Source organism: Frigoribacterium sp. PhB160 (assembly GCF_003751785.1).
In the GTDB taxonomy this organism is placed as follows: domain Bacteria; phylum Actinomycetota; class Actinomycetes; order Actinomycetales; family Microbacteriaceae; genus Frigoribacterium.
Genome location: NZ_RKIE01000001.1, coordinates 1,635,263 through 1,656,065 on the forward strand (window position 1 = coordinate 1,635,263; position 20,803 = coordinate 1,656,065).

The following is a 20,803-nucleotide window of genomic DNA, read 5'->3' on the forward strand; positions in this document are numbered from 1 at the left end:
CTGCGCTGCTTACTTCGTGGCGTCGACCTTCGGCGTCACCTTGAGGAACCCGGCGCGCGGGTCGCTCATGCCGACCATCGGCGTCTGGTCGCGACCGCCGACGAAGTTCGTGATCCAGCCGGTGAGGATGCGCCAACGACGGTTCAGCGTGGGCATCGCGTACAGGTGGTACCCGCGGTGCGCCAGCCAGGCCGGGAGGTTCTTCAGCTGGACGCCCTTGAGGTTGGCGGCGCCCTTGGCGATGCCGAAGCTCGCGACGGTGCCGACCGACTCGTGGCGGTACTCCGTCACCGGGGCGCCCGACAGCGTCGCGATGACGTTGTCCGCGACGGTGACGGCCTGGCGGACGGCGTTCTGCGCGTTCGGCGGGTAGTACGCCGGCTGCTTCTCGGCCGTGAGGTCGGGCACCTGTGCGCCGTCGCCGAGGGCCCAGACGCCGTCGAGGGGCGTGCCGTCCTCGGACTCGACCTGCAGGGTGGCCCGCACGTTGACGTGGCCCTTCGGCCCGAGCGGCAGGCCCATGTCGCCGAGGACGGGGTTCGGCTTGACGCCGGCCGTCCAGACGATCGTGCCCGCGGGGATGGTCTCGCCGTCGCTCAGCACGACGTCGCCGTCGACGCACGAGGGCATCGTGGTCTTGAGGCGGATGTCGATGCCGCGGCCGCGGAGGTGGCCGAGGGTCCACTTGGACAGCTCGGGCCCGACCTCGGGCGCCACGCGATCGAGGGCCTCGACCAGCACGAACCGGAGCTCGTCGCGCGACAGGGTGGGGTACTCGTCGACCGCGGCCTTGGCCGCGTCGTCGAGCTCCGCCATCGCCTCGACGCCCGTGTAGCCGCCGCCGACGAAGACGACGGTCATGAGGCGACGACGCGTGGCCGGGTCGGTGACGCTCGCGGCCTCGGCGATGTTGCCGAGGATGCGGTCACGGACGTACTGCGCCTCCTCCACGCTCTTGAAGCCGACGCCGTTCTCGGCGAGGCCGGGCGTCGGGAAGGTGCGGGTGACGGCGCCGAGCGCGACGACGAGCTGGTCGTAGGCGATGTCGCTCACCTCGCCGTCGGCCGTCGTCACCTGGACGGTCTTCGCCGTCGAGTCGAGGCCGGTCACGGCCGCCTCGACGACCTTGGTCTTCTTCAGCGTCTTGCGCAGGGGCACGGTGACGTCGCGCGGGGCGATGTGACCGCCTGCCACCTCGGGCAGGAACGGCTGGTAGGTGAAGTACGGGGCCTGGTCGACCAGGGTGATGCTGGCGCTCTGCGGCGGTCGACGCCGCTGCAGTGCGAGAGCGGTGGTGAGCCCGGCGGAACCGCCGCCGAGAATAACGATGCGCTGTGTCATGTGGATGTAGTCCTCCCTCCGTCGACCGTACCCCGGGGGCGACGCCCGCGACGACTCCGGCGCGTGATCCGCCGCCGCCGCCGCGGCGCCCGGGACGACGCCGCCCCGCGGTCCGTGAGGAGGCGCGGGGCGGGTCGGCGGGGCAGGCAGCGGTCAGCGGTCGCCCGGGATGTCCGAGTCGGTGAACTTGCCGTCGGCCTCGCCGTCGTGCGGTCCGCCGGCGGTCGAGCCGTCCTCGGGGATGTCGCTGTCGACGTACGCGCCGTCCTTCTCGGACGAGGTGCTGCGCGTCTCGTCGGTCGTGACGTGCACGCCGTCCTCGTCGTGCTCGTGGTGGGTGTGCTCCGTCGCGTCGCCGTGGTGCTCGGTGCCCATGTCGAGGCCCTCCGTTCTGTCAGGTCGCGGTGCGTCCTCGCCCCGCGTGCCGCTCACACTAGGCGCGCGGCGGGCCGCGGGGGTCAGAAGCCCTCGTTCTCCCGGGTCACGTACGGCGACTCCAGCGCGTCGAGCTCCTCGTCGTCGAGCCAGAGGTCGACCGAGGCGACGGCGTCGTCGAGGTGCTGCATCTTCGTGGCGCCCACGATCGGCGCCGACACGGCCTCCTGCTGCCGCACCCAGGCGAGCGCGACCTGCGCCCGGGAGACGCCCCGCGCCTCCGCGACGCGCGCGACGGCGGCGGCCACCCGGCGGTCGCCCTCCTCCTGCTGCTTGTAGAGCGTCTGCCCGAAGCGGTCGGTCTCGGTCCGGGCCGTCGTCGCGTCCCAGTCGCGGGTGAGCTTGCCACGGGCGAGGGGCGACCACGGGATCACGCCGATGCCCTGGTCCAGGCAGAGCGGGTGCATCTCCCGCTCCTCCTCGCGCTGGACGAGGCTGTACTGGTCCTGCATCGACACGAACCGGGTCCAGCCGCCGAGGTCGGCGGTCGACTGGGCCTTCGCGAACTGCCAGGCCCACATGCTCGAGGCACCGATGTAGCGGGCCTTGCCGGCCTTGACGACGTCGTGCAGCGCCTCCATGGTCTCGGCGATCGGGGTCTCCGGGTCCCACCGATGGATCTGGTAGAGGTCGACGTGGTCGGTGCCGAGGCGGCGCAGGCTCGCGTCGATGGAGTCCATGACGTGCGCCCTCGACAGTCCGGCGCCGTTGGGCCCGGGGCGCATCCGTCCGTTGACCTTCGTCGCGATGACGACCTCCTCACGACGGGCGAGATCGCCGAGGGCCCGCCCGACGATCTCCTCGCTGGTGCCGTCGCTGTAGACGTCGGCGGTGTCGAAGGTGGTGACGCCGGCCTCGAGGGCCTTCTCGAGGAACGGTCGCGACTGCTCCTCGGTGAGCGTCCATTCGTGGGCGCCGCGGTCCGGCACCCCGAAGCTCATGCAGCCGAGGATGATCCGCGAGACCTGCAGGCCGCTGTCGCCGAGGCGGGTGTACTCCATGTGTTCGTCCTTCCGGTGGTGGTCCTCCGGAGAGTAGACCGCCGCCGACGGCACCGAGCACGAGCGCGGGAGGCGCGGGCCGGGGAACACGAAAGGCCCCGCGTGAGCGAGGCCCTTCGTCGACACTGTCTCAACCAATGTCATGATCCGAGGATCGGTGTCCGAGGGGGGACTTGAACCCCCACGCCCTATACGGGCACTAGCACCTCAAGCTAGCGCGTCTGCCATTTCCGCCACCCGGACTGGATGGTGCCTGCCGAAGCCGACCACGAAACATTAGCACGGGATCGAGGGGCCTCATGACCACGGGTCACGACGCGACGCCGGGTAGCGTGGGCCCATGACGACGACCCCCGCACAGACCGGCGCCGGCCACGAGCCGGAGCTCGACGAGACGGCCACCATCGCCCGCGACCTCATCCGCTTCGACACGTCCAACCACGGCGGGGGGCGCTCGGCGGGCGAGGCCGAGGCCGCCGAGTACGTCGCCGGCAAGCTGCGCGACCTCGGGCTCGCCCCCCAGCTGTTCGAGTCCGAGCCGGGCCGGGTGAGCGTCGTCGCCCGCGTCGAGGGCGCCGACCGCACGAAGCCCGGGCTCGTCGTGCACGGTCACCTCGACGTCGTGCCGGCCGACCCAGCCAACTGGTCGGTCGACCCGTTCGCCGGCGTCGTGAAGGACGGGATGCTCTGGGGCCGCGGCGCGGTCGACATGAAGAACATGGACGCGATGATGCTCTCGTCGCTCGGCGAGATCCTCCGTGCCGGCGAGCGTCCCGCCCGTGACCTCGTCGTCGGGTTCCTCGCCGACGAGGAAGCCGGGGGAGTGCTGGGCTCGCACTTCCTCGTGAAGGAGCACCCCGAGCTCTTCGAGGGCGCCACCGAGGCGATCAGCGAGGTCGGCGGCTACTCGACGTTCATCGACGGGCGCCGCGCGTACCTCCTCCAGACCGGGGAGAAGGCCCTCATCTGGATCCGGCTGCGGGCCCGCGGCACCGCCGGGCACGGCTCGCAGATGATCGAGGCGAACGCCGTCACCCGACTCGCCGAGGCCGTCGCCGTGCTCGGGCGGCAGCAGTGGCCCATCGCGCTGACCGACACGACGACGGCGCTCCTCGGCGAGGTGGCGCGCATCCTCGACGTCGACGTCACCCAGGTCGCGCCCGACGAGCTCGTGCTGCGCACCGGCTCGGCGAAGGGCTTCATCCGCGGCTCCCTCCGCACGACGACGAACCCGACGATGCTGACGGCCGGCTACAAGCACAACGTGGTGCCCGACACCGCCGAGGCCCTCGTCGACATCCGCTGCATGCCCGGAGAGGAAGCGGCGGTGCTCGCCGAGGTGCGCGAGCTGATCGGCGACGACGTCGAGATCGAGACCGTGCACACCGACATCGGGCTCGAGACGCCGTTCTCCGGACCGCTCGTCGAGGCCATCACGGCGACCCTCGACCGGCACGACCCGGGGGCGCCGGTGCTGCCGTACCTGCTCTCGGGCGGCACCGACAACAAGGCCCTCAGCCTGCTCGGCATCGCCGGGTACGGCTTCGCGCCGCTGCGCCTCGACGAGGGCATGGACTTCCCGGCGATGTTCCACGGGGTCGACGAGCGGGTGCCGCTCGACGCACTATCCTTCGGGAGTCGCGTCCTCAGGGACCTGTTGGCGACGTACTAGACACCCCGCACCAGAAGGGTCCCCCCGCGTGGAGCATCTCCTCCAGGCACTCCTGCTCGGCCTCGTCCAGGGCCTCACGGAGTTCCTCCCCATCTCGTCGAGCGCGCACCTGCGGCTCGTCGGCCTCTTCTTCTCCGAGCCCGGCAGCGCGGCGGAGTTCGATCCCGGCGCCACCTTCACCGCCATCACGCAGCTCGGCACCGAGCTGGCGGTGCTCATCTACTTCCGTCGCGACATCACCCGCATCGTCTCGAAGTGGTTCCGGGGCGTCACCGGGAAGATCCCGCGCACCGACCCCGACGTCCGCATGGGCTGGCTCGTCATCATCGGGACCGTGCCGATCGTCGTCGTGGGGTACCTCGCGCAGGAGCAGATCCGCTCCGTCTTCCGCTCTCTCTGGATCGTCGCGATCGTGCTCATCGTCTTCGGCTTGCTGCTCGGGCTCGCCGACCGCCTGGGCAAGAAGCAGCAGCGCTTCGAGGAGATGACCTACGGTCACGGCATCGCCGTCGGCGTCGCGCAGGTGCTCGCCCTCGTCCCCGGCGTCTCGCGCTCGGGCGCGACGACGACCGCCGCCCTCTCGCTCGGCTACACCCGGCCGGCCGCGGCGCGGTTCTCGTTCCTGCTCGCCGTGCCCGCCGTCTTCGGCAGCGGCCTGTTCGAGCTCGTCCAGAGCTTCAGCGACCCCGGCCCCTACTCGCTCGGCGAGACCCTGGCCGCGACGGTCGTGGCCTTCGTCGTCGGCTTCGTCGTCATCGCCTTCTTCATGAACTACATCTCGCGCCGCAGCTTCCTGCCGTTCGTGGCCTACCGCCTCGTGCTGGGCGTCGTGCTGCTCGTCCTCCTCGCGACGGGCGTGGTGGCCGCGTGAGGTCGTGGTCGCGCCCCGCCGTCCCGACCCTGCCGGGCACCGGCCCGGTCCCGGCGCTCCACGACACGGCGACCGACTCGCTGCGTCCGACCCGGCCCGTCGACGGGGCCGCCTCGCTGTACGTCTGCGGCATCACCCCGTACGACGCGACCCACCTCGGCCACGCCGCGACCTACCTCGCCTTCGACAGCCTCGTGCGGGCCTGGCTCGACGCGGGCGTGCGGGTGACCTACGCGCAGAACACGACCGACGTCGACGACCCGCTCCTCGAGCGCGCGACGGCGACGGGCGTCGACTGGCGCGAGCTCGCGGCGTCGCAGACCGACCTCTTCCGCAGCGACATGGAGCACCTCGCGGTCCTGCCGCCCGACCACTACGTCGCGGTCACGGACGTCGTGCCCGAGGTCGCCGAGGCGGTCGCCCACCTCGTCGACCGGGGCGTGGCCTACCGGGTGCCCACCTCCTCCTCGTCCGACGGCGACGACGTCTACTTCGACGTGCGCGCGGCCGAGCGCGACACGAGCTGGCACCTCGGCCTCGAGAGCCGCTACGACGCGGAGACGATGGCCCGCTTCTTCGCCGAGCGCGGGGGAGACCCCGGGCGCGAGGGCAAACGCGACCCGCTCGACCCGCTCCTCTGGCGCGCCGCCCGCGACGGAGAGCCCTCCTGGACCTCGGTGCTCGGCGCCGGACGTCCCGGCTGGCACATCGAGTGCACCGTCATCGCGCAGCAGCACCTGGCGTCGCCGATCACCGTCAACGGCGGCGGGATCGACCTCGTCTTCCCGCACCACGAGATGAGCGCCGCGCACGGCACGGCCCTGACGGGCGGCGACTACGCCGACCTCTGGGCGCACGCCGGCATGGTCGGCTACCAGGGCGAGAAGATGAGCAAGTCGCTCGGCAACCTCGTCAAGGTCAGCGAGCTCGTGGCCGCCGGGCGCGACCCGCGCGCCGTCCGCCTCGCCCTCGGCACGCACCACTACCGCGCCGACCGCGAGTGGTTCGAGGCCGACCTCGTCGCCGCCGAGGCGCGGCTCGCGCGGTGGGTCGCCTGGGCCGCCACCGCCGGAGGCGCGGAGCGGGCCACGACCCCCACCGCCCTGCTCGTCGCGGTGCGGGCCGCGCTGGCCGACGACCTCGACGTCCCGGCCGCGCTCACCGCGGTCGACGCCGCCGTGGCGTCGGGCGCACCGGCCGACCCGGTCGACGTCGACGCGGTCCAGGCCCTGCTCGGGGTCGACCTCCGCGCCTGAGGCCGCGCCCGGCCGGCGAGGTCGGACACCGATCGGAGTCTCCGTCGAGGTTCGTCGAGGGCCGGGCGGAACGGTCGGTCCGCCGCGCCGGTGACGAAAGCTCGCGACGTACGAGGCTCTGACATACTGGGGCGGATGACCGTCGACGCCCCGTGCCCGCCCCGCGACAGCGACGACGAGGCCGCATGGCGACGCAGCCCGCCGACGCGGCGCGACGTCAGGACCGACGCCTGGATCGCCGCCGGGCTGCTCGCGCTCGGCGCCCTGACCTGGCTCCTCTCCTCGGTCGTCATGCGGTCGCTCGACGGCGGCGTCACGGGACCCGTCGAGTCCGCGGCCTGGCTGCTGGCCCTCACGGCACCGGTGGCCCTCCGTCGCCGCTGGCCCGTGGCCGTCATGGTCGTCGTCAGCCTCGCCGTCGTCGGCAGCGAGCTGCGCGGCTACCCCGACGGGCTCGCGCCGTCGTTGGCCGTCTTCCTCGTCATCTACACCGCCAACGCCTGGGGTCGCTCCCGGCGCACGGCCCTCGTCGCGAGCGTCGTCGTCACCGCCGTGGTCTTCGCGTGGCTCGCGGTCAGCGTGGCCGGCGAGGTCGCGGGAGACCAGGCCGCCGACGGCGGCGACACCGGCGCGACGGCCGCCTCCATCGCGTACGTGGTCGTCTTCAACGGCATCTTCTTCGTCTCGGCCGTGTACTTCGGACGGTCGTCCCGGGTGTCGGCCGCGCGCCTCCACGCCCTCGAACGCGCCGGGGTCGACCTGCGCGCCGCACAGGAGATCGTCGCCGACCAGGCGATCGGCGAGGAGCGCACCCGCATCGCCCGCGAGCTGCACGACGTCGTCGCGCACCACGTGGCGGTCATCGGCATCCAGGCCGGTGCCGCCCGGCGCACCCTCGACCGACCCGAGATCGCCCGCGGGGCCCTCGCGGCCGTCGAGAGCACCGCCCGGACGACCATCGACGAGCTGGAGCGCCTCCTCAGCGTGCTCCGGGCCCGCGACCACGTCGAGTCGCCGCCGCCGAGCGGACCGGCGGCCCTCCCTCAGCTCGTGGCCGACACCCGTCGCCTCGGGCTCGACGTGCGCCTCAGCGTCGAGGGATCCGCCTGCGACGTGCCCGACAGCGTCGGCGTGACGGTTTACCGCGTCGCCCAGGAGGCCCTCACGAACACCCTCAAGCACGCCGCCGCCTCGACGGCCGTCGTCAGCCTCCGGTACCGCGACCGCGCGGTCGAGCTCGAGGTGTCCGACGACGGACGCGGGGCCCCGGCGACGTCGACCGCCCCGGCGACCGGCACGACGGGAGCGGGCCTCGGCCAGCGCGGCATGCGCGAGCGCGTCGACCTGCACGGCGGCGTCCTGCAGGTGGGGCCCCTGCCGCGCGGGGGCTACCGCGTCCGCGCCGTCCTGCCGGTGACCCGCTCACGGTCCCGGTCCGACGAGGGCGCGGCGCCCTGGCGCTCCGTCGGCGACCTCGAGCCCCGGCCGCGCTGATCCGACGGGGGCCGCACGACAACGGCACGCCCCTGACCCCCACCACCGAACGACGACCACCGAGGTAGCCATGCACCACACCAGCCCCGACTCCCGCGCGCAGCACGAGGCCTCCCGGGCCGGCGACCGCACCGTCCGCGTCCTCCTCGTCGACGACCAGGAGCTCGTGCGGGCGGGGTTCCGCATCATCCTCGAGTCGGCCGTGGGCCTCGAGGTCGTCGGCGAGGCCGGCGACGGGGCCGCCGCGGTCGAGCTCGCGCGGACGACCCGGCCCGACGTCGTCGTCATGGACATCGAGATGCCGGGCGTCGACGGGCTCGAGGCCACGCGACGCATCCTCGCCGAGTCGCCCGACGGCGGGCCCGCCGTGCTCGTGCTCACCACCTTCGGCCGCGGCGAGTACCTCTTCGCGGCCCTGCGGGCGGGGGCGAGCGGCTTCCTGCTCAAGACGGCCGGCCCGGAGGACCTGATCGACGCCGTCGCCGTCGTGCACCGGGGGGACGCCCTGCTCGCGCCCGAGCTGACCCGCACGGTCGTCGCGCGGGCCCTGGCCGACCCCGCCCGGCCCGTCCTCGTGCCGAGCCCGCGGCTCAGGCTCCTCACCGAGCGGGAGCGCGAGGTGCTCGACCAGCTCGCCGGCGGGGCCTCGAACGCCGAGATCGCCCGCGCCCTCTACCTCGGCGAGGCGACGGTCAAGACGCACGTCTCGAACGTGCTCGGCAAGCTCGAGCTGCGCGACCGGACTGCCGCCGTCGTGTTCGCGTACGAGAACGGGGTCGTCGTGCCGGGAGCGGACCCGGCCTGACCGGCCGATCGCCGGGGCCGCCCACGACCGGTCCGGGGGTCAGACGACGGGCGGGTAGCCCGGCTCGTCCGGCCGACCGGCGCCGCCGTTCTTGCCGTCGCCCCGGCGGAGGTACTTCTCGAACTCCTGCGCGATGGCCTCGCCGCTCGCCTCGGGGGAGTCGACCGTGTCGCGGGCCTGCTCGAGCTGCTCGATGTAGCCCGCCATGTCGTCGTCGTCCGCCGCGAGGGCGTCGACGCCCTGCTCCCAGGCGGCCGACTCGGCCTCGAGGTCGCCGCGCGGCACGCTGACGCCGGCGACCTCGTCGAGCTTCTCGATGAGGGCCAGGGTCGCCTTGGGCGACGGGGCGTTGTGCACGTAGTGCGGCACGGAGGCCCAGATCGCGAGGGTGGGGACCCCGGCGGTCTCGAGGGCGTCGCCGAGCACCGAGAGGATGCCGACCGGCCCCTCGTAGGTGCTGCGCTCCAGGCTCAGCTCGGCACGCACCTCCGCGTTGTCGCTGCTCGTGAAGACCGAGATGGGACGCGTGTGCGGCACGTCGGCGAGCATGGCGCCGAGGAAGACCACGGCCGTGACGTCGTGCACGTCGACGAGGTCGACGATCTCGGCCGAGAAGCTGCGCCAGCTGCGGGAGGGCTCGGCGCCGAGCAGCACGAGCACCTCGCTGCCGTCGGCCGTCGCCGGGTCGAGGCCCGTCGAGGTGTCGGGCGCCGCGTGCAGCTGGATCCGGGGCCAGACGAGCGTGCGCTCGCCCTCCTCGTCGTGGCCGACCTGCGGACGCGTGAACTGGTAGTCGATGTACCGCTCGCCGTCGAGCTCGGCCACCGCCTCGAGCCCGAGGGTCTCGACGAGGCTGCGGGCGACGCCGCTGGCGGCCTCGCCCGCGTCGTTCCAGCCCTCGAAGGCGACGACGAGCAGCCGTCCCGTCGCGAAGTCGGTCGATCCAGTCACCCGTTGGTCCTCATCCGATCCGGGCGTCGTGGCCCCGGCATCTGGTCGTCAACGATAGACCGATCCCGGCGCCGGGGGAGGCGGTGGCCGACCCGGTGCCGGACGCCCCTCCCGTAGACTCCTCCGTCGTGACCGAACTGCTGCCTGCCGCCGTCCTCTGGGACATGGACGGAACCCTCGTCGACACCGAGCCGTACTGGTTCCGCTCCCAGGTCGCCCTGGTCGAGTCGTACGGCGGCACCTGGACCAAGGCCGAGGGCGACACGCTCATCGGCTCGGGCCTGTGGCACTCCTCCCGCGTGCTGCAGCAGCACGGGGTCGAGCTCGGCGAGGACGAGATCATCGACGTCCTCACCACGCAGGTGCTCGAGCAGTGCGCGGATCACCTCCCGTGGCGGCCCGGTGCGCGAGAGCTCCTCTCCGAGCTGCGCCGGGAGGGCGTGCCGACGGCTCTCGTCACGATGTCGATCCGCCGCATGGCCGACTTCATGGTCGATGCGATCGACTTCCCCGCCTTCGACGTGATCGTCGCGGGCGACGAGGTCGAGCACAGCAAGCCGCACCCCGAGGCGTACCTCCGCGGCGCCGAGCTCCTCGGCGTCTCCGCGCCCGACTGCGTGGCCATCGAGGACAGCGTCCCCGGCCTCGCCTCGGCGATGGCCTCGGGCGCCGTCGCGCTCGGCGTCGAGCACGCCGCGCCCCTGGCCGACGACGCCGGCTACGTCCGACGCACGACCTTGGTCGGCACCACCCTCGCCGACCTCCGCGAGCTGCACGCCGCGGGACGCCGCCTGCGCGAGCAGCCGGCCACCGACTCCTGACCGCCCCCTCCCGCGGCCCCGCCGCGACACCACCGTCCTGCCCCGCGCCGGGCGACCGATCGAGAGCAGCACCGAAGATGACCGCCACCCGCCGACAGTCCGGCCCGTTCGTCGTGGGCGACAAGGTCCAGCTCACGGGCCCCAAGGGCAAGATGAACACCGTCGTGCTCACCCCGGGCGCCGTGTTCCACACCCACCGCGGCATGATCGCGCACGACGACCTGGTCGACCTGCCCGACGGCTCCGTCGTCGCCAGCACGACGGGCGACGAGTACCTGGCGCTCCGGCCGCTGCTCAGCGACTTCGTCATGTCGATGCCCCGGGGCGCCGCCATCGTCTACCCCAAGGACGCCGCGCAGATCGTCGCGCAGGCCGACATCTTCCCGGGCGCGACCGTCGTCGAGGCCGGCGTCGGCTCCGGCGCCCTCTCGCTCTGGCTGCTCCGGGCGATCGGGCCCGAGGGCCGGCTGGCGTCGTTCGAGCGCCGGCAGGAGTTCGCCGACGTCGCCGAGGGCAACGTCGTCAGCTTCTTCGGCGCCGAGCCGCAGAACTGGACCGTCACCGTGGGCGACCTCGTCGAGAGCCTGCCCGGCGTCATGCCCGACGACACCGTCGACCGCGTCGTGCTCGACATGCTGGCCCCGTGGGAGTGCGTGGACGCGACCGCGGCGGCGCTCAAGCCCGGCGGGCTCGTCATCTGCTACGTCGCCACGGCGACCCAGCTGTCGCGGGTGGCGGAGGCCCTCCGCGCCTCCGGGGCGTTCACCGAGCCCGACTCGTCCGAGACCCTCGTGCGCGGCTGGCACGTCGAGGGCCTCGCCGTCCGCCCCGACCACCGCATGATCGGCCACACCGGCTTCCTCATCACCGCGCGGCGGCTCGCGCCGGGCGCCGTGCTGCCGCAGCTCAAGCGCCGCCCGTCGAAGTCCGACTACTCCGACGAGGACGTCGAGCTGTGGACCCCGGGCGCGCTCGGCGACCGGTCGGCGAGCGACAAGAAGCTCCGCAAGACGGCCCGGCAGGCCCGCACGGCCGCGACCGCCGCGGTGGCCGCCACCGAGGCGATCGAGGCCGACGCCGCGGGCGCCGCGCGCCCGGCGCCCGACGCCGCGCCCGGCACGTCCGAGCCGACCGACGACGGCCGCTAAGCTCGTCCCGGATCACCTGCGACCCTGCGGTCGCGCCCTGCGGCCCCGGCCGCACCGACCGAAGGAAGACCCGTGCGCCGCACCCTCCCCGCCCTCGTCGTGACCGTCGGGCTCCTGGCCTCGCTGACCGCGTGCGCGTCGGAGTCCGGCCCGGGTTCGGCGGGCTGCCCGCCGACGGGCGACGCCGCCTCCGTCGTGACCGCCACCGGCGCCTTCGGCGAGAAGCCCGAGGTCCGCGTCCCGAGCCCCATCGTCACCACCGAGACCCAGGTCTCGACGCTGATCGAGGGCGACGGCCAGCGGATCGTCGACGGCACGCCCGTCGTCATCGACTACACCCTCTTCGACGGCGCCACCGGCGCCGAGGTGGAGGACAGCGGCTACGACGGCACGACGCAGAACCCCATCACCGTGGGCGGCTCGGCCCTCGCGCCGCTGGCCGCCGCGCTGGAGTGCTCGACCGTCGGCTCGCGCCTCGCCGTCGCCGTCAAGGCGAGCGAGCTGTCGGCCTCGGTGCAGGGCACGGCGGTCGAGCCGAACGACGACCCCGACGCCGCGTACGTGGCCGTCGTCGACGTGAAGCGCGCGTTCCTCGCGAAGGCCGACGGCAGCCTCGTGCCCGGCGAGAACGGCCTGCCCGCCGTCGTCACGGCGCCGGACGGCGCCCCCGGCATCACGCTGCCCGCCTCCGACGCCCCGACCGAGCAGCGGACGCACCTCGTGCGCTCCGGCTCCGGCCCCGAGCTGACCGCCGACGACACGGCCGTGGTGCAGTTCACGGCCACGACCTGGGCCGACCCGTCCACCGTCGCCGCCTCCACCTGGACGAACGGCGGCACGGCGACGACCGTGGCCCTCTCGGCCGACGACCTCCCCGCCGAGGTCAAGTCGGCGCTCGTCGGCCAGCGCGTCGGCTCGCAGGTCATGACGGTCATTCCCGCGTCCGAGACCACCGGGCAGCAGACCTACGTCTACGTCTTCGACGTCCTGGGCGCGCTCTGACCGCCGCCCCGACCCCGAGTCCGGCCACGGGGCCGCTCCCGGCGGCGCGTCGGCGCGTCGTCGGCGTGTCCTAGGATCGTCGACGTGCCGACCTCCCGCGCCCCGAGGATCCCCGTCGAAGAGCGGCTGTTCAGCCTGGTCCTCGCCCTCCTCGCGACGGACGTCGGCCTGACGAAGTCCGAGATCCTCTCGACAGTCCAGGGCTATCGCCAGCGCTACGACACCGCCGGCGACAACGTCGCCCTCGAGCGCCAGTTCGAGCGCGACAAGGACGACATCCGCGAGCTCGGCGTGCCCCTCGAGACGCTCGACGACCCCGCAGCGTCCGGCAACAACCAGCTGCTGCGCTACCGCATCCCCCGCGGCAGCTACGAGCTGCCCCTCGACATCTCGTTCTCGCCGGAGGAGACCGCGCTGCTGACGCTCGCCGCCATGGTGTGGCGCGAGGGCACCCTCTCCGGCGAGTCGCGCCGGGCGCTGCTCAAGCTCCGCTCGCTCGGGGGCGCCGCGAGCGTGCCCGAGCTCGAGTACGCCCCGCGCATCCGGTCCCGCGACGCCGCCTTCGAGCCCCTCCGCACCGCCCTCGACCGCGGGGTCGTGGTGCGTTTCGACTACCTCAAGCCGGGCGACGCCGAGCCGAGGAGGCGCGAGCTCGCGCCGTTCGCGCTGGTCCAGCACCAGGGCCGCTGGGTCGTCGCCGCCGTCGAGCCCGACACGGGCTCGCGCAAGAACTTCCTCCTGTCGCGCGTCGTCGGCCCGGTCCAGGTGACGACGAGGCCGTTCGAGCGCCCGGCCGACGCGACCGCCGAGTCGGTGCTCGCGGGCCTCGAGGCGCTCCGGCGCTCGAACACGGCGCTCGTGCGCGTCGTCGAGGCCTCCGACGCCGAGGTCCGCCTGTCGAAGCGTCGAGGCACAGAGGCGCGGGGGGACGACGTGCTGGCGGTGCACTACTCCGACCAGCAGGTGCTCGCCGAGGAGCTCTCGTCGTTCGGTCCCGAGGTGACCGTCCTCGAGCCGCAGGGCCTCCGCGACCTCGTCCTCGCGCGCCTCCGTCGACTCGCCGCCGACCATTCGGGGGAGGCCGCGTGACCGACCGCCGCCCCGCGCCCCAGGCGACCGACAAGCTCGCGCTGCTGCTCGCCCTCGTGCCGTGGCTCATCGACAACGAGCGGGTCGGCGTCGCCGCGGCGGCCGAGCACTTCGGGGTGAGCGTGGCGCAGATCCGACGCGCGGTGGAGCTCATCGCCGTCTCGGGCGTGCCGGGGGAGACCAACCAGTACCAGCACGGCGACCTCTTCGACATCGCCTGGGACGACTTCGAGCAGAACGACGTCATCCAGCTCACCAACCTGGTCGCCATCGACGAGTCGCCCCGCTTCTCGGCGCGCGAGGCGGCCGCCCTCATCGCCGGGCTGCAGTACCTCTCGTCGCTGCCCGAGCACGCCGACCGCAGCGCCGTGGCGTCGCTGATGTCGAAGCTGTCGAGGGGGGCCTCGGCCGAGCCGAGCCAGGTGGCGGTCGACCAGAACGAGACCGACGGCGTGCTGGCCCTCGTCGGCCGGGCCGTGGAGCAGGGCGTCCAGCTCGAGTTCGACTACGCCGGCGCGCGCGGGCAGCAGGAGCGCCGACGCGTCGACCCGCTGCGCGTCGAGTCGCAGGACGCCGACTGGTACCTCCGCGCGTGGGACCACGCTCGCGAGGCGCTGCGCACCTTCCGCGTCGACCGCATCACGTCCCCGGCCCTCTCGGCGACGCCGATCGCCCACCGCGCCGCCGACGTCGCGCTGCCCGAGACCCTGTTCTCGGGCTCGCCCGACGACGTCGTCGTGACCGTCGAGATCGACGCAGCTGCCGCGCCGCTGCTCGACGACTGGTCGCCCGTCGACGTCGAGCCGGTGGCCGGCGACCGCACGCGCCTGTCGCTCCGCGTCGAGCAGATCAGCACGGTCGTGCGCCTCGTGGCGGGACTGCCGGGGCGCGCCTGCGTGGTCGCGCCGCCCGCGGCACGCCGCGCCGTGGCGGAGTGGGCCGACCGCGCCGCCCAGAACTACGCCGACTGAGACGATCGCCAGGCCCTCCGGGGTGCGCCCAGGGGCTCGCCTCAGGCTCCGCCGAGGGAGCGGAGGGGCGGTCGGGTTACACTGGAGCTTCCCTGCAACGCTAGGAGACCCTCATGCTCGGAAACCTCACCGGTTGGCACCTGATCATCATCCTGGCGATCATCCTGCTGTTGTTCGGCGCCCCCAAGCTGCCTGCTCTCGCGAAGAGCATCGCCCAGTCGATGCGCATCTTCAAGACCGAGATCGGCGACGAGAAGAAGACCGACGGCGACGACGCCGTCCGACGCTCCTCGGGCGACGACACCGCTCGACCGGCCGCCGACACCCGCACCGCCCGTCCCACCTACGGCGACGACCTCCCGCCGAAGAACTGACGCGTGGCCACGACGACGACTCGTGGCACGGACGAGGGCGGGCGCACGCCGCGGCAGCGCTCGGCCGACGGTCGCATGTCGCTGGGACAGCACCTCGTCGAGCTGCGCAAGAGGCTGTTCCGGTCTGCTCTCGCCCTGATCCTGGCGAGCGTCGCCGGCTTCTTCCTGTCGACCTACGTCCTCGACGTGCTGCGTGACCCCATCACCGCGATGGCCGAGGCGCGGGGCACGGCCGCGACCCTGAACTACCCGACGATCGCCGGCAGCTTCGACCTCCGCATCCAGATCGCCGTCACGGTCGGCGTCATCTTGTCGAGCCCCGTGTGGCTCTACCAGGTGTGGGCCTTCATCGTGCCCGCGCTGGTCCGCAAGGAGAAGGTCTACGCGGCGAGCTTCATCGGTTCGGCCATCCCGCTCTTCCTGCTGGGCTGCGCGAGCGGCTACTTCGTGCTTCCGCACATCGTCGAGGTGCTCACCGGCTTCGTCTCGACGGAGGACGCGGCGATCATCGACGCGAAGCAGTACTTCGACTTCGTGCTGAAGCTCATCCTCGCGGTCGGCATCGCGTTCGTGCTGCCCGTCTTCCTCGTGCTGCTCAACTTCGTCGGGGTCATCTCGGCAGTCGGCATCATCAAGGGCTGGCGGGTCGCCATCCTCCTCATCGCCCTCTTCACGGCCATCGCCACGCCCGCCGCCGACGTCTTCTCGATGTTCCTGCTGGCGATCCCGATGATCATCCTGTACTTCGCCGCGGCCGGCGTCGCGTGGCTGCACGACCGCCAGGTCGCCAAGCGGGTCGCCGCCCTCGACGCCGAGCTCGCCGGGAAGTGACCTCATGACCACGAACGACCTCAGCCCCGCCGAGCGCTTCGCCGCCTCGAAGACCCGGGTGCGCAGCCCCCAGCTGCAGTCCTTCCGCTCCCGGCTGGGCTTCGCCCTCGACCCCTTCCAGGAGGCGGCCTGCGCCTCGGTCGAGGAGGGCTCGAGCGTCCTGGTGGCGGCCCCCACCGGGGCAGGCAAGACCCTCGTCGCCGAGTTCGCCATCCACCTCGCGATGCAGCACCCCCGCGACAAGGTGTTCTACACGGCGCCGATGAAGGCGCTCAGCAACCAGAAGTTCAACGAGCTCGTGGCCGAGTACGGCGCCTCCGAGGTGGGCCTGCTCACCGGAGACACGAACGTCAACTCCCGCGCCCGCATCGTCGTCATGACGACCGAGGTGCTCCGCAACATGCTCTACGCGGGCTCCGACATGCTCGACGACCTCCGCTACGTCGTGCTGGACGAGGTCCACTACCTGGCCGACCGCTTCCGCGGTGCCGTCTGGGAAGAAGTGATCATCCACCTCCCGCTCGACGTGCGCCTCATCTCGCTGAGCGCCACCGTGTCCAACGCGGAGGAGTTCGGCGACTGGCTGCAGACCGTCCGCGGCGGCACCGACGTCATCGTGTCGGAGGACCGCCCGGTACCCCTCGACCAGCACGTGCTCGTCGGCGGCAAGTTCCTCGACCTGTTCGACTCGAGCGGCCAGGCCGCGACGAACCGCGTCAACCCCGAGCTGCTGCGCGCCACGTCGCTGTCCCGGCGGGGAGGCGGCAGCCGGCGCGACCGCGGAGGTCGCGAAGGCGGACAGGGCCACGGCCCGCGCGGCCACGTCGTGCCGCCCACCCAGCACTCCCAGGGCCGTCTCGACCGCTGGAAGATCGTCGAGATGCTCGACGACCAGAACCTGCTGCCCGCCATCTTCTTCGTCTTCAGCCGGGTCGGCTGCGACCAGGCGGTCAAGCAGGTGCTCCGCTCGGGCATCCGCCTCACCACGTCCGAGCAGCGCCGGGAGATCCGCGAGATCGTCGAGGCCCGCTGCCGCACGCTCCGCGACGAGGACCTCGCGGTGCTCGGCTACTGGCAGTGGCTCGACGGCCTCGAGCGCGGCGTCGCGGCGCACCACGCCGGCCTCCTGCCCGCCTTCAAGGAGGTCGTCGAGGAGCTCTTCCAGAAGAAGCTCGTCAAGGTCGTCTTCGCGACCGAGACCCTCGCCCTCGGCATCAACATGCCCGCGCGCACCGTCGTGCTCGAGAAGCTCGAGAAGTTCAACGGCGAGGCCCGCGTGCCGATCACGCCGGGGGAGTACACCCAGCTCACCGGCCGCGCCGGTCGCCGCGGCATCGACGTCGAGGGCCACTCGCTCATCCAGTGGCAGCCCGGGCTCGACCCCCAGGCGGTCGCGAGCCTCGCCTCCCGCCGCACCTACCCGATGAACTCGAGCTTCCGGCCGACGTACAACATGGCCGTCAACCTGATCGAGCAGTTCGGCCGGTCGCGCACCCGCGAGGTGCTCGAGACGTCCTTCGCCCAGTTCCAGGCCGACCGCGCCGTCGTCGACCTGGCCCGCAAGGTCCGCACGCAGCAGGAGAGCCTCGACGGCTACGCCCGCAGCATGGAGTGCCACCTCGGCGACTTCGGCGAGTACACGACCATCCGCCGCGAGCTCGGCGACCTCGAGAAGCAGGGCGCGGCCCGGGCCGACTCGCAGTCGCGGGCCGAGCACGAGAAGCGCCAGCGCCGCCTCACCGAGCTCCGTCGGCGGATGCGGCAGCACCCGTGCCACGCCTGCCCCGAGCGCGAGCAGCACGCACGATGGTCCGAGCGCTGGTTCAAGCTCAAGAAGACGACCGACCAGCTGTCGGCGCAGATCCGCAGCCGCACGGGCGCGGTCGCGAAGGTCTTCGACCGGGTGACCGACGTCCTGCTCGACCGGGGCTACCTGGTGCCCCGCGCCTCCTCGTCCGCCGCCTCGACGACCGCGGGAGGCACGGCTCGCCTCGACCGCACCGCCGAGGTCGACGTCGCCCCGGCCGGCCGCACGCTGCGACGCATCTACGGCGACCGCGACCTGCTCGTGGCCGAGTCCCTGCGGCTCCGCCTGTGGGACATGCTCGACGTGCCCTCGATGGCGGCCATGGCCGCGACCCTGGTCTACGAGCCGCGTCGCGACGAGGGCCAGGTGTCGGAGCGCTTCCTGCCCCGCGGGGCCTTCCGTGACGCGCTCGACGAGACGCAGAAGCTCTGGGCCGACCTCGACGACCTCGAGCACGAGCACCGCCTGCCGGGCAGCACCCCGCCCGCCCCGGGCCTCGCGTTGGCCATGCACCGGTGGGCGCGCGGCGCGAGCCTCGACTCGGTCCTGGAGGACGCGGAGCTCGCCGCGGGCGACTTCGTGCGCTGGACCAAGCAGACGATCGACCTGCTCGACCAGCTGTCGGTCGTCGCCGACCTGCCCGTCGGACCGACGGCTCGTCAGGCGCTCGACGCGGTGCGCCGCGGCATCGTCGCCTACTCGGCCGTCTGACCCGCGCCGCGGCGCCCCGGGCGGCCGTCCCCGTGCCGGCGCCGCCCGGTGAGCGCCTCTCGGCGTCCCTTCATCTCGGCCATCGGCCGGACGCCTAAGATCCAGGGATGCCCACCCGAGCGACAGACTTCCGCCTGCCCCTCGGGGTGGCCGTCCTGGTGGCGGCGGCCGCCGGCGTCGTGCTCGACGCGGGCTTCCCCGACGGCGACGTGTGGCCCCTCGCGTTCGTGGGCGTCGCGCTCGTGCTGGTGTCGCTCCGCGGGCGACGGGCCGGAGGCGCGTTCCTCGTCGGCCTGATCGCCGGCCTCTCGTTCTACGGCGTGCACATCTTCTGGGCGACGCTGTACCTCGGGCTCCTGCCGTGGGCGGCGCTCACCACCCTCGAGGCGCTGTTCTTCGGCGGGGGAGCCGTCCTCATCACCCTCGCCTACCGCTGGGTGCCGCGCATCTGGCCGGGCCTGCTCGGCCGCACGGTCCTCCTGCCCGTCGTGGTCGGCGGCCTCTGGACGCTGCGCGAGCTCGTCGCCGGCAACTGGCCCTACGGTGGCTTCGCCTGGGGGCGCATGGCCCTCAGCCAGTCGCAGAGCCCCTTCGCCGGGCTCGTCGCGTGGGTGGGCATCTCCGGCCTGTCGTTCCTCATGGTGGCGCTCGTCGCGGCCCTGATCCAGCTCGCGCTGCAGGCGTCGGTCCGAGGCGGCACCCGCGCCCTCGCCGGGGCGATCGCCGTCGTGGCCGTGCTCGCGGTGCCGGCGTGGCCCACCACCTCGAGCGGCACGGCGACCATCGCCGGGGTGCAGGGAAACGGCCCGGCCGGCTACTTCGACCAGCGCGAACGCGGCGACCTGCTCAGCTCGCAGGTGGAGGCGATGACCGGGCTCCCGACCTACCTCCGCGAGAACGACATCGACCTCGACCTCGTCGTCTGGCCCGAGGGCGGCACCGACCTCGACCCGACCCGCGACGCCTACGGGGCCTACGTCTTCGACGCCATCAGCGACGGCTACGACGCCCCGCTCCTGTCGGGGGCGATCACGCAGAGCGACGACGGCGAGGTCGTGCACAACTCGTCGCTGCTCTGGGCCGACGGGGGAGTGCAGGCCCAGTACGACAAGAAGCACCCGATCCCGTTCGGGGAGTACGTGCCCGACCGTGCCTTCTGGCGCCCGTTCGCGCCCGACCTGATCGACCTCATCGCGCGCGACTACACGCCCGGCACCCGGCCCGAGGCCATCGACGTCGGCGACTTCGTGGCCGGCATCTCGATCTGCTTCGACATCGTCGACGACCAGCTCGTGACGAACATGATGCGCGACGGGGCGCAGGTCATCATCGCCCAGACGAACAACGCCGACTTCGGCGACACCGACGAGAACGCACAGCAGCTCGCCATCGCGCGGCTGCGGGCCATCGAGACGGCACGACCCGTCGTCAACGTCTCGACGGTGGCGTCGAGTCGGGTCATCGACGCCGACGGTCGCATCGTCGCGGGGGTGCGCGACTTCACGGCGGGCACGATGGTGCACACGATCGAGCTCGGCACCGGCACGACCCCCGCGGTCGTCGACAGCCGGGCGATCGAGCTGCTCGTGTCGTTCTTCGGCCTCGCGATGCTGGTGATGGCCCGCGTCTTCCTCGGGGGAGCGCGATCCCGTCGTCGGCGTCGCCTCGACGCCGCCCCGTGGCCCGAGCTGCAGCCGCCGCGCCTGGCGGCGTCGGCTCCGGTCAGGCTCGAGGACGAGCTCCACGACCCCCGCCAGTTCGACGCCGTCGGCCGCTGATGACATCACCGGCCCGGACAGGGAGCGACCCCGGTCGCCGAGGGCGACCGGGGTCGTGGGGTGGACGGGAGGTCGAGGCCTAGGCCCCGATCTTCTCCTGTCCGCGGCGTGCGCGCAGGAACGTCAGGCGCTCCTGCAAGAGCTCCTCGAGCTCGTCGCGCGTGCGACGCTCGAGCAGCATGTCCCAGTGCGTGCGAGCGACCTTGACGTCGCCCTCCTCGATCTCGACGAGCTTCCCGTCGGCCGTGAGGAGACGACCCTCGCGACCGCTCTTGGGGGACTGCCAGATGTCGGGGATCTCCGCGTCCGCGGAGAACACCATCTCGAACCTGTGGCCGTCGACCGTCTGGTACACGGCCTTCTTGCGGGGTGAGAACTCCACTCCCTCTTCGCTCTGCAGACTCTGACTGCCGAGTCTCATGCCGCGCAAACTGCGATCTGCCAT

The 20,803-nt window shown here is 72.9% G+C and carries 19 protein-coding genes and 1 tRNA gene; 14 read left to right on the forward strand and 6 right to left on the reverse strand.

What is annotated here, in order from left to right; translation table 11 throughout:
* Window positions 1-9: 9 nt before the first annotated feature.
* The 4 genes from EDF38_RS07755 to EDF38_RS07770 all read right to left on the reverse strand — a co-directional run bounded on the left by EDF38_RS07755 (window position 10) and on the right by EDF38_RS07770 (window position 3,020).
* Window positions 10-1,341: an NAD(P)/FAD-dependent oxidoreductase gene (locus EDF38_RS07755; RefSeq protein ID WP_123354706.1), complete on the reverse strand. Its 1,332-nt coding sequence runs from the start codon at window positions 1,339-1,341 to the stop codon at window positions 10-12.
* Between the two features lie 153 nt (window positions 1,342-1,494).
* Window positions 1,495-1,716 carry a hypothetical protein gene (locus tag EDF38_RS07760; RefSeq protein WP_123354707.1) on the reverse strand — a complete coding sequence of 74 codons (222 nt, stop codon included), beginning with the start codon at window positions 1,714-1,716 and terminating at the stop codon, window positions 1,495-1,497.
* 83 nt (window positions 1,717-1,799) lie between these two features.
* Window positions 1,800-2,777: an aldo/keto reductase gene (locus EDF38_RS07765; protein WP_123354708.1), complete on the reverse strand. Its 978-nt coding sequence runs from the start codon at window positions 2,775-2,777 to the stop codon at window positions 1,800-1,802.
* Between the two features lie 158 nt (window positions 2,778-2,935).
* Window positions 2,936-3,020 (reverse strand) — tRNA-Leu (locus EDF38_RS07770).
* Window positions 3,021-3,117: 97 nt separating this feature from the next.
* On the opposite strand from EDF38_RS07770, the gene EDF38_RS07775 reads away from it, so the two are divergent.
* The 5 genes from EDF38_RS07775 to EDF38_RS07795 all read left to right on the forward strand — a co-directional run bounded on the left by EDF38_RS07775 (window position 3,118) and on the right by EDF38_RS07795 (window position 8,875).
* Window positions 3,118-4,449: a M20/M25/M40 family metallo-hydrolase gene (locus EDF38_RS07775; RefSeq protein WP_123354709.1), complete on the forward strand. Its 1,332-nt coding sequence runs from the start codon at window positions 3,118-3,120 to the stop codon at window positions 4,447-4,449.
* A 28-nt stretch (window positions 4,450-4,477) separates the two neighbouring features.
* Window positions 4,478-5,320, forward strand: coding sequence for an undecaprenyl-diphosphate phosphatase (locus tag EDF38_RS07780; protein WP_123354710.1), 843 nt, complete (start codon window positions 4,478-4,480; stop codon window positions 5,318-5,320).
* Window positions 5,317-6,576 carry a cysteine--1-D-myo-inosityl 2-amino-2-deoxy-alpha-D-glucopyranoside ligase gene (gene mshC / locus EDF38_RS07785; RefSeq protein WP_123354711.1) on the forward strand — a complete coding sequence of 420 codons (1,260 nt, stop codon included), beginning with the start codon at window positions 5,317-5,319 and terminating at the stop codon, window positions 6,574-6,576. The genes EDF38_RS07780 and mshC overlap by 4 nt, the downstream gene beginning before the upstream one ends.
* 135 nt (window positions 6,577-6,711) lie before the next feature.
* Window positions 6,712-8,070: a sensor histidine kinase gene (locus EDF38_RS07790; RefSeq protein WP_123354712.1), complete on the forward strand. Its 1,359-nt coding sequence runs from the start codon at window positions 6,712-6,714 to the stop codon at window positions 8,068-8,070.
* Window positions 8,071-8,140: 70 nt separating this feature from the next.
* A complete protein-coding gene (locus EDF38_RS07795; RefSeq protein ID WP_123354713.1) occupies window positions 8,141-8,875 on the forward strand; it encodes a response regulator transcription factor in 735 nt (244 codons plus the stop codon).
* A 39-nt stretch (window positions 8,876-8,914) separates the two neighbouring features.
* Here the strand turns inward: EDF38_RS07795 and EDF38_RS07800 are convergent, their stop codons facing one another.
* Window positions 8,915-9,826 (reverse strand): proteasome assembly chaperone family protein, encoded by a 912-nt coding sequence (locus EDF38_RS07800; protein WP_123354714.1) that lies wholly within the window; start codon window positions 9,824-9,826, stop codon window positions 8,915-8,917.
* A 128-nt stretch (window positions 9,827-9,954) separates the two neighbouring features.
* Here EDF38_RS07800 and EDF38_RS07805 point away from each other — a divergent pair, with 128 nt between their 5' ends.
* The 9 genes from EDF38_RS07805 (at window position 9,955) to lnt (ending at window position 20,358) form a co-directional block, all read left to right on the forward strand.
* On the forward strand, window positions 9,955-10,647 hold the full coding sequence (locus EDF38_RS07805) for an HAD family phosphatase (protein ID WP_233572296.1): 693 nt from the start codon (window positions 9,955-9,957) through the stop codon (window positions 10,645-10,647).
* 77 nt (window positions 10,648-10,724) lie between these two features.
* Entirely contained in the window at window positions 10,725-11,795 is a 1,071-nt protein-coding gene (locus tag EDF38_RS07810) for a tRNA (adenine-N1)-methyltransferase (protein ID WP_123354715.1), read from the forward strand.
* Between the two features lie 72 nt (window positions 11,796-11,867).
* Window positions 11,868-12,797: a hypothetical protein gene (locus tag EDF38_RS07815; RefSeq protein WP_123354716.1), complete on the forward strand. Its 930-nt coding sequence runs from the start codon at window positions 11,868-11,870 to the stop codon at window positions 12,795-12,797.
* Window positions 12,798-12,881: 84 nt separating this feature from the next.
* Window positions 12,882-13,886, forward strand: coding sequence for a YafY family protein (locus EDF38_RS07820; protein WP_123354717.1), 1,005 nt, complete (start codon window positions 12,882-12,884; stop codon window positions 13,884-13,886).
* Complete coding sequence (locus EDF38_RS07825; protein WP_123354718.1) at window positions 13,883-14,857, forward strand: YafY family protein; 975 nt, start codon at window positions 13,883-13,885, stop codon at window positions 14,855-14,857. Before EDF38_RS07820 ends, EDF38_RS07825 begins: the two co-directional genes overlap by 4 nt.
* 113 nt (window positions 14,858-14,970) lie before the next feature.
* Window positions 14,971-15,231: a twin-arginine translocase TatA/TatE family subunit gene (tatA, locus tag EDF38_RS07830; protein WP_123354719.1), complete on the forward strand. Its 261-nt coding sequence runs from the start codon at window positions 14,971-14,973 to the stop codon at window positions 15,229-15,231.
* Between the two features lie 75 nt (window positions 15,232-15,306).
* Entirely contained in the window at window positions 15,307-16,062 is a 756-nt protein-coding gene (tatC, locus tag EDF38_RS07835) for a twin-arginine translocase subunit TatC (protein ID WP_123355102.1), read from the forward strand.
* Between the two features lie 4 nt (window positions 16,063-16,066).
* Entirely contained in the window at window positions 16,067-18,580 is a 2,514-nt protein-coding gene (locus tag EDF38_RS07840; protein ID WP_123354720.1) for an RNA helicase, read from the forward strand.
* Between the two features lie 107 nt (window positions 18,581-18,687).
* The gene (gene lnt, locus EDF38_RS07845) at window positions 18,688-20,358 is read left to right on the forward strand and encodes an apolipoprotein N-acyltransferase (protein ID WP_123354721.1); all 1,671 of its coding nucleotides are present in this window, start codon (window positions 18,688-18,690) and stop codon (window positions 20,356-20,358) included.
* Between the two features lie 79 nt (window positions 20,359-20,437).
* On the opposite strand, the gene EDF38_RS07850 is transcribed toward lnt, so the two are convergent.
* Window positions 20,438-20,803, reverse strand: a complete 366-nt coding sequence (locus EDF38_RS07850; RefSeq protein ID WP_123354722.1) for an RNA polymerase-binding protein RbpA — start codon at window positions 20,801-20,803, stop codon at window positions 20,438-20,440.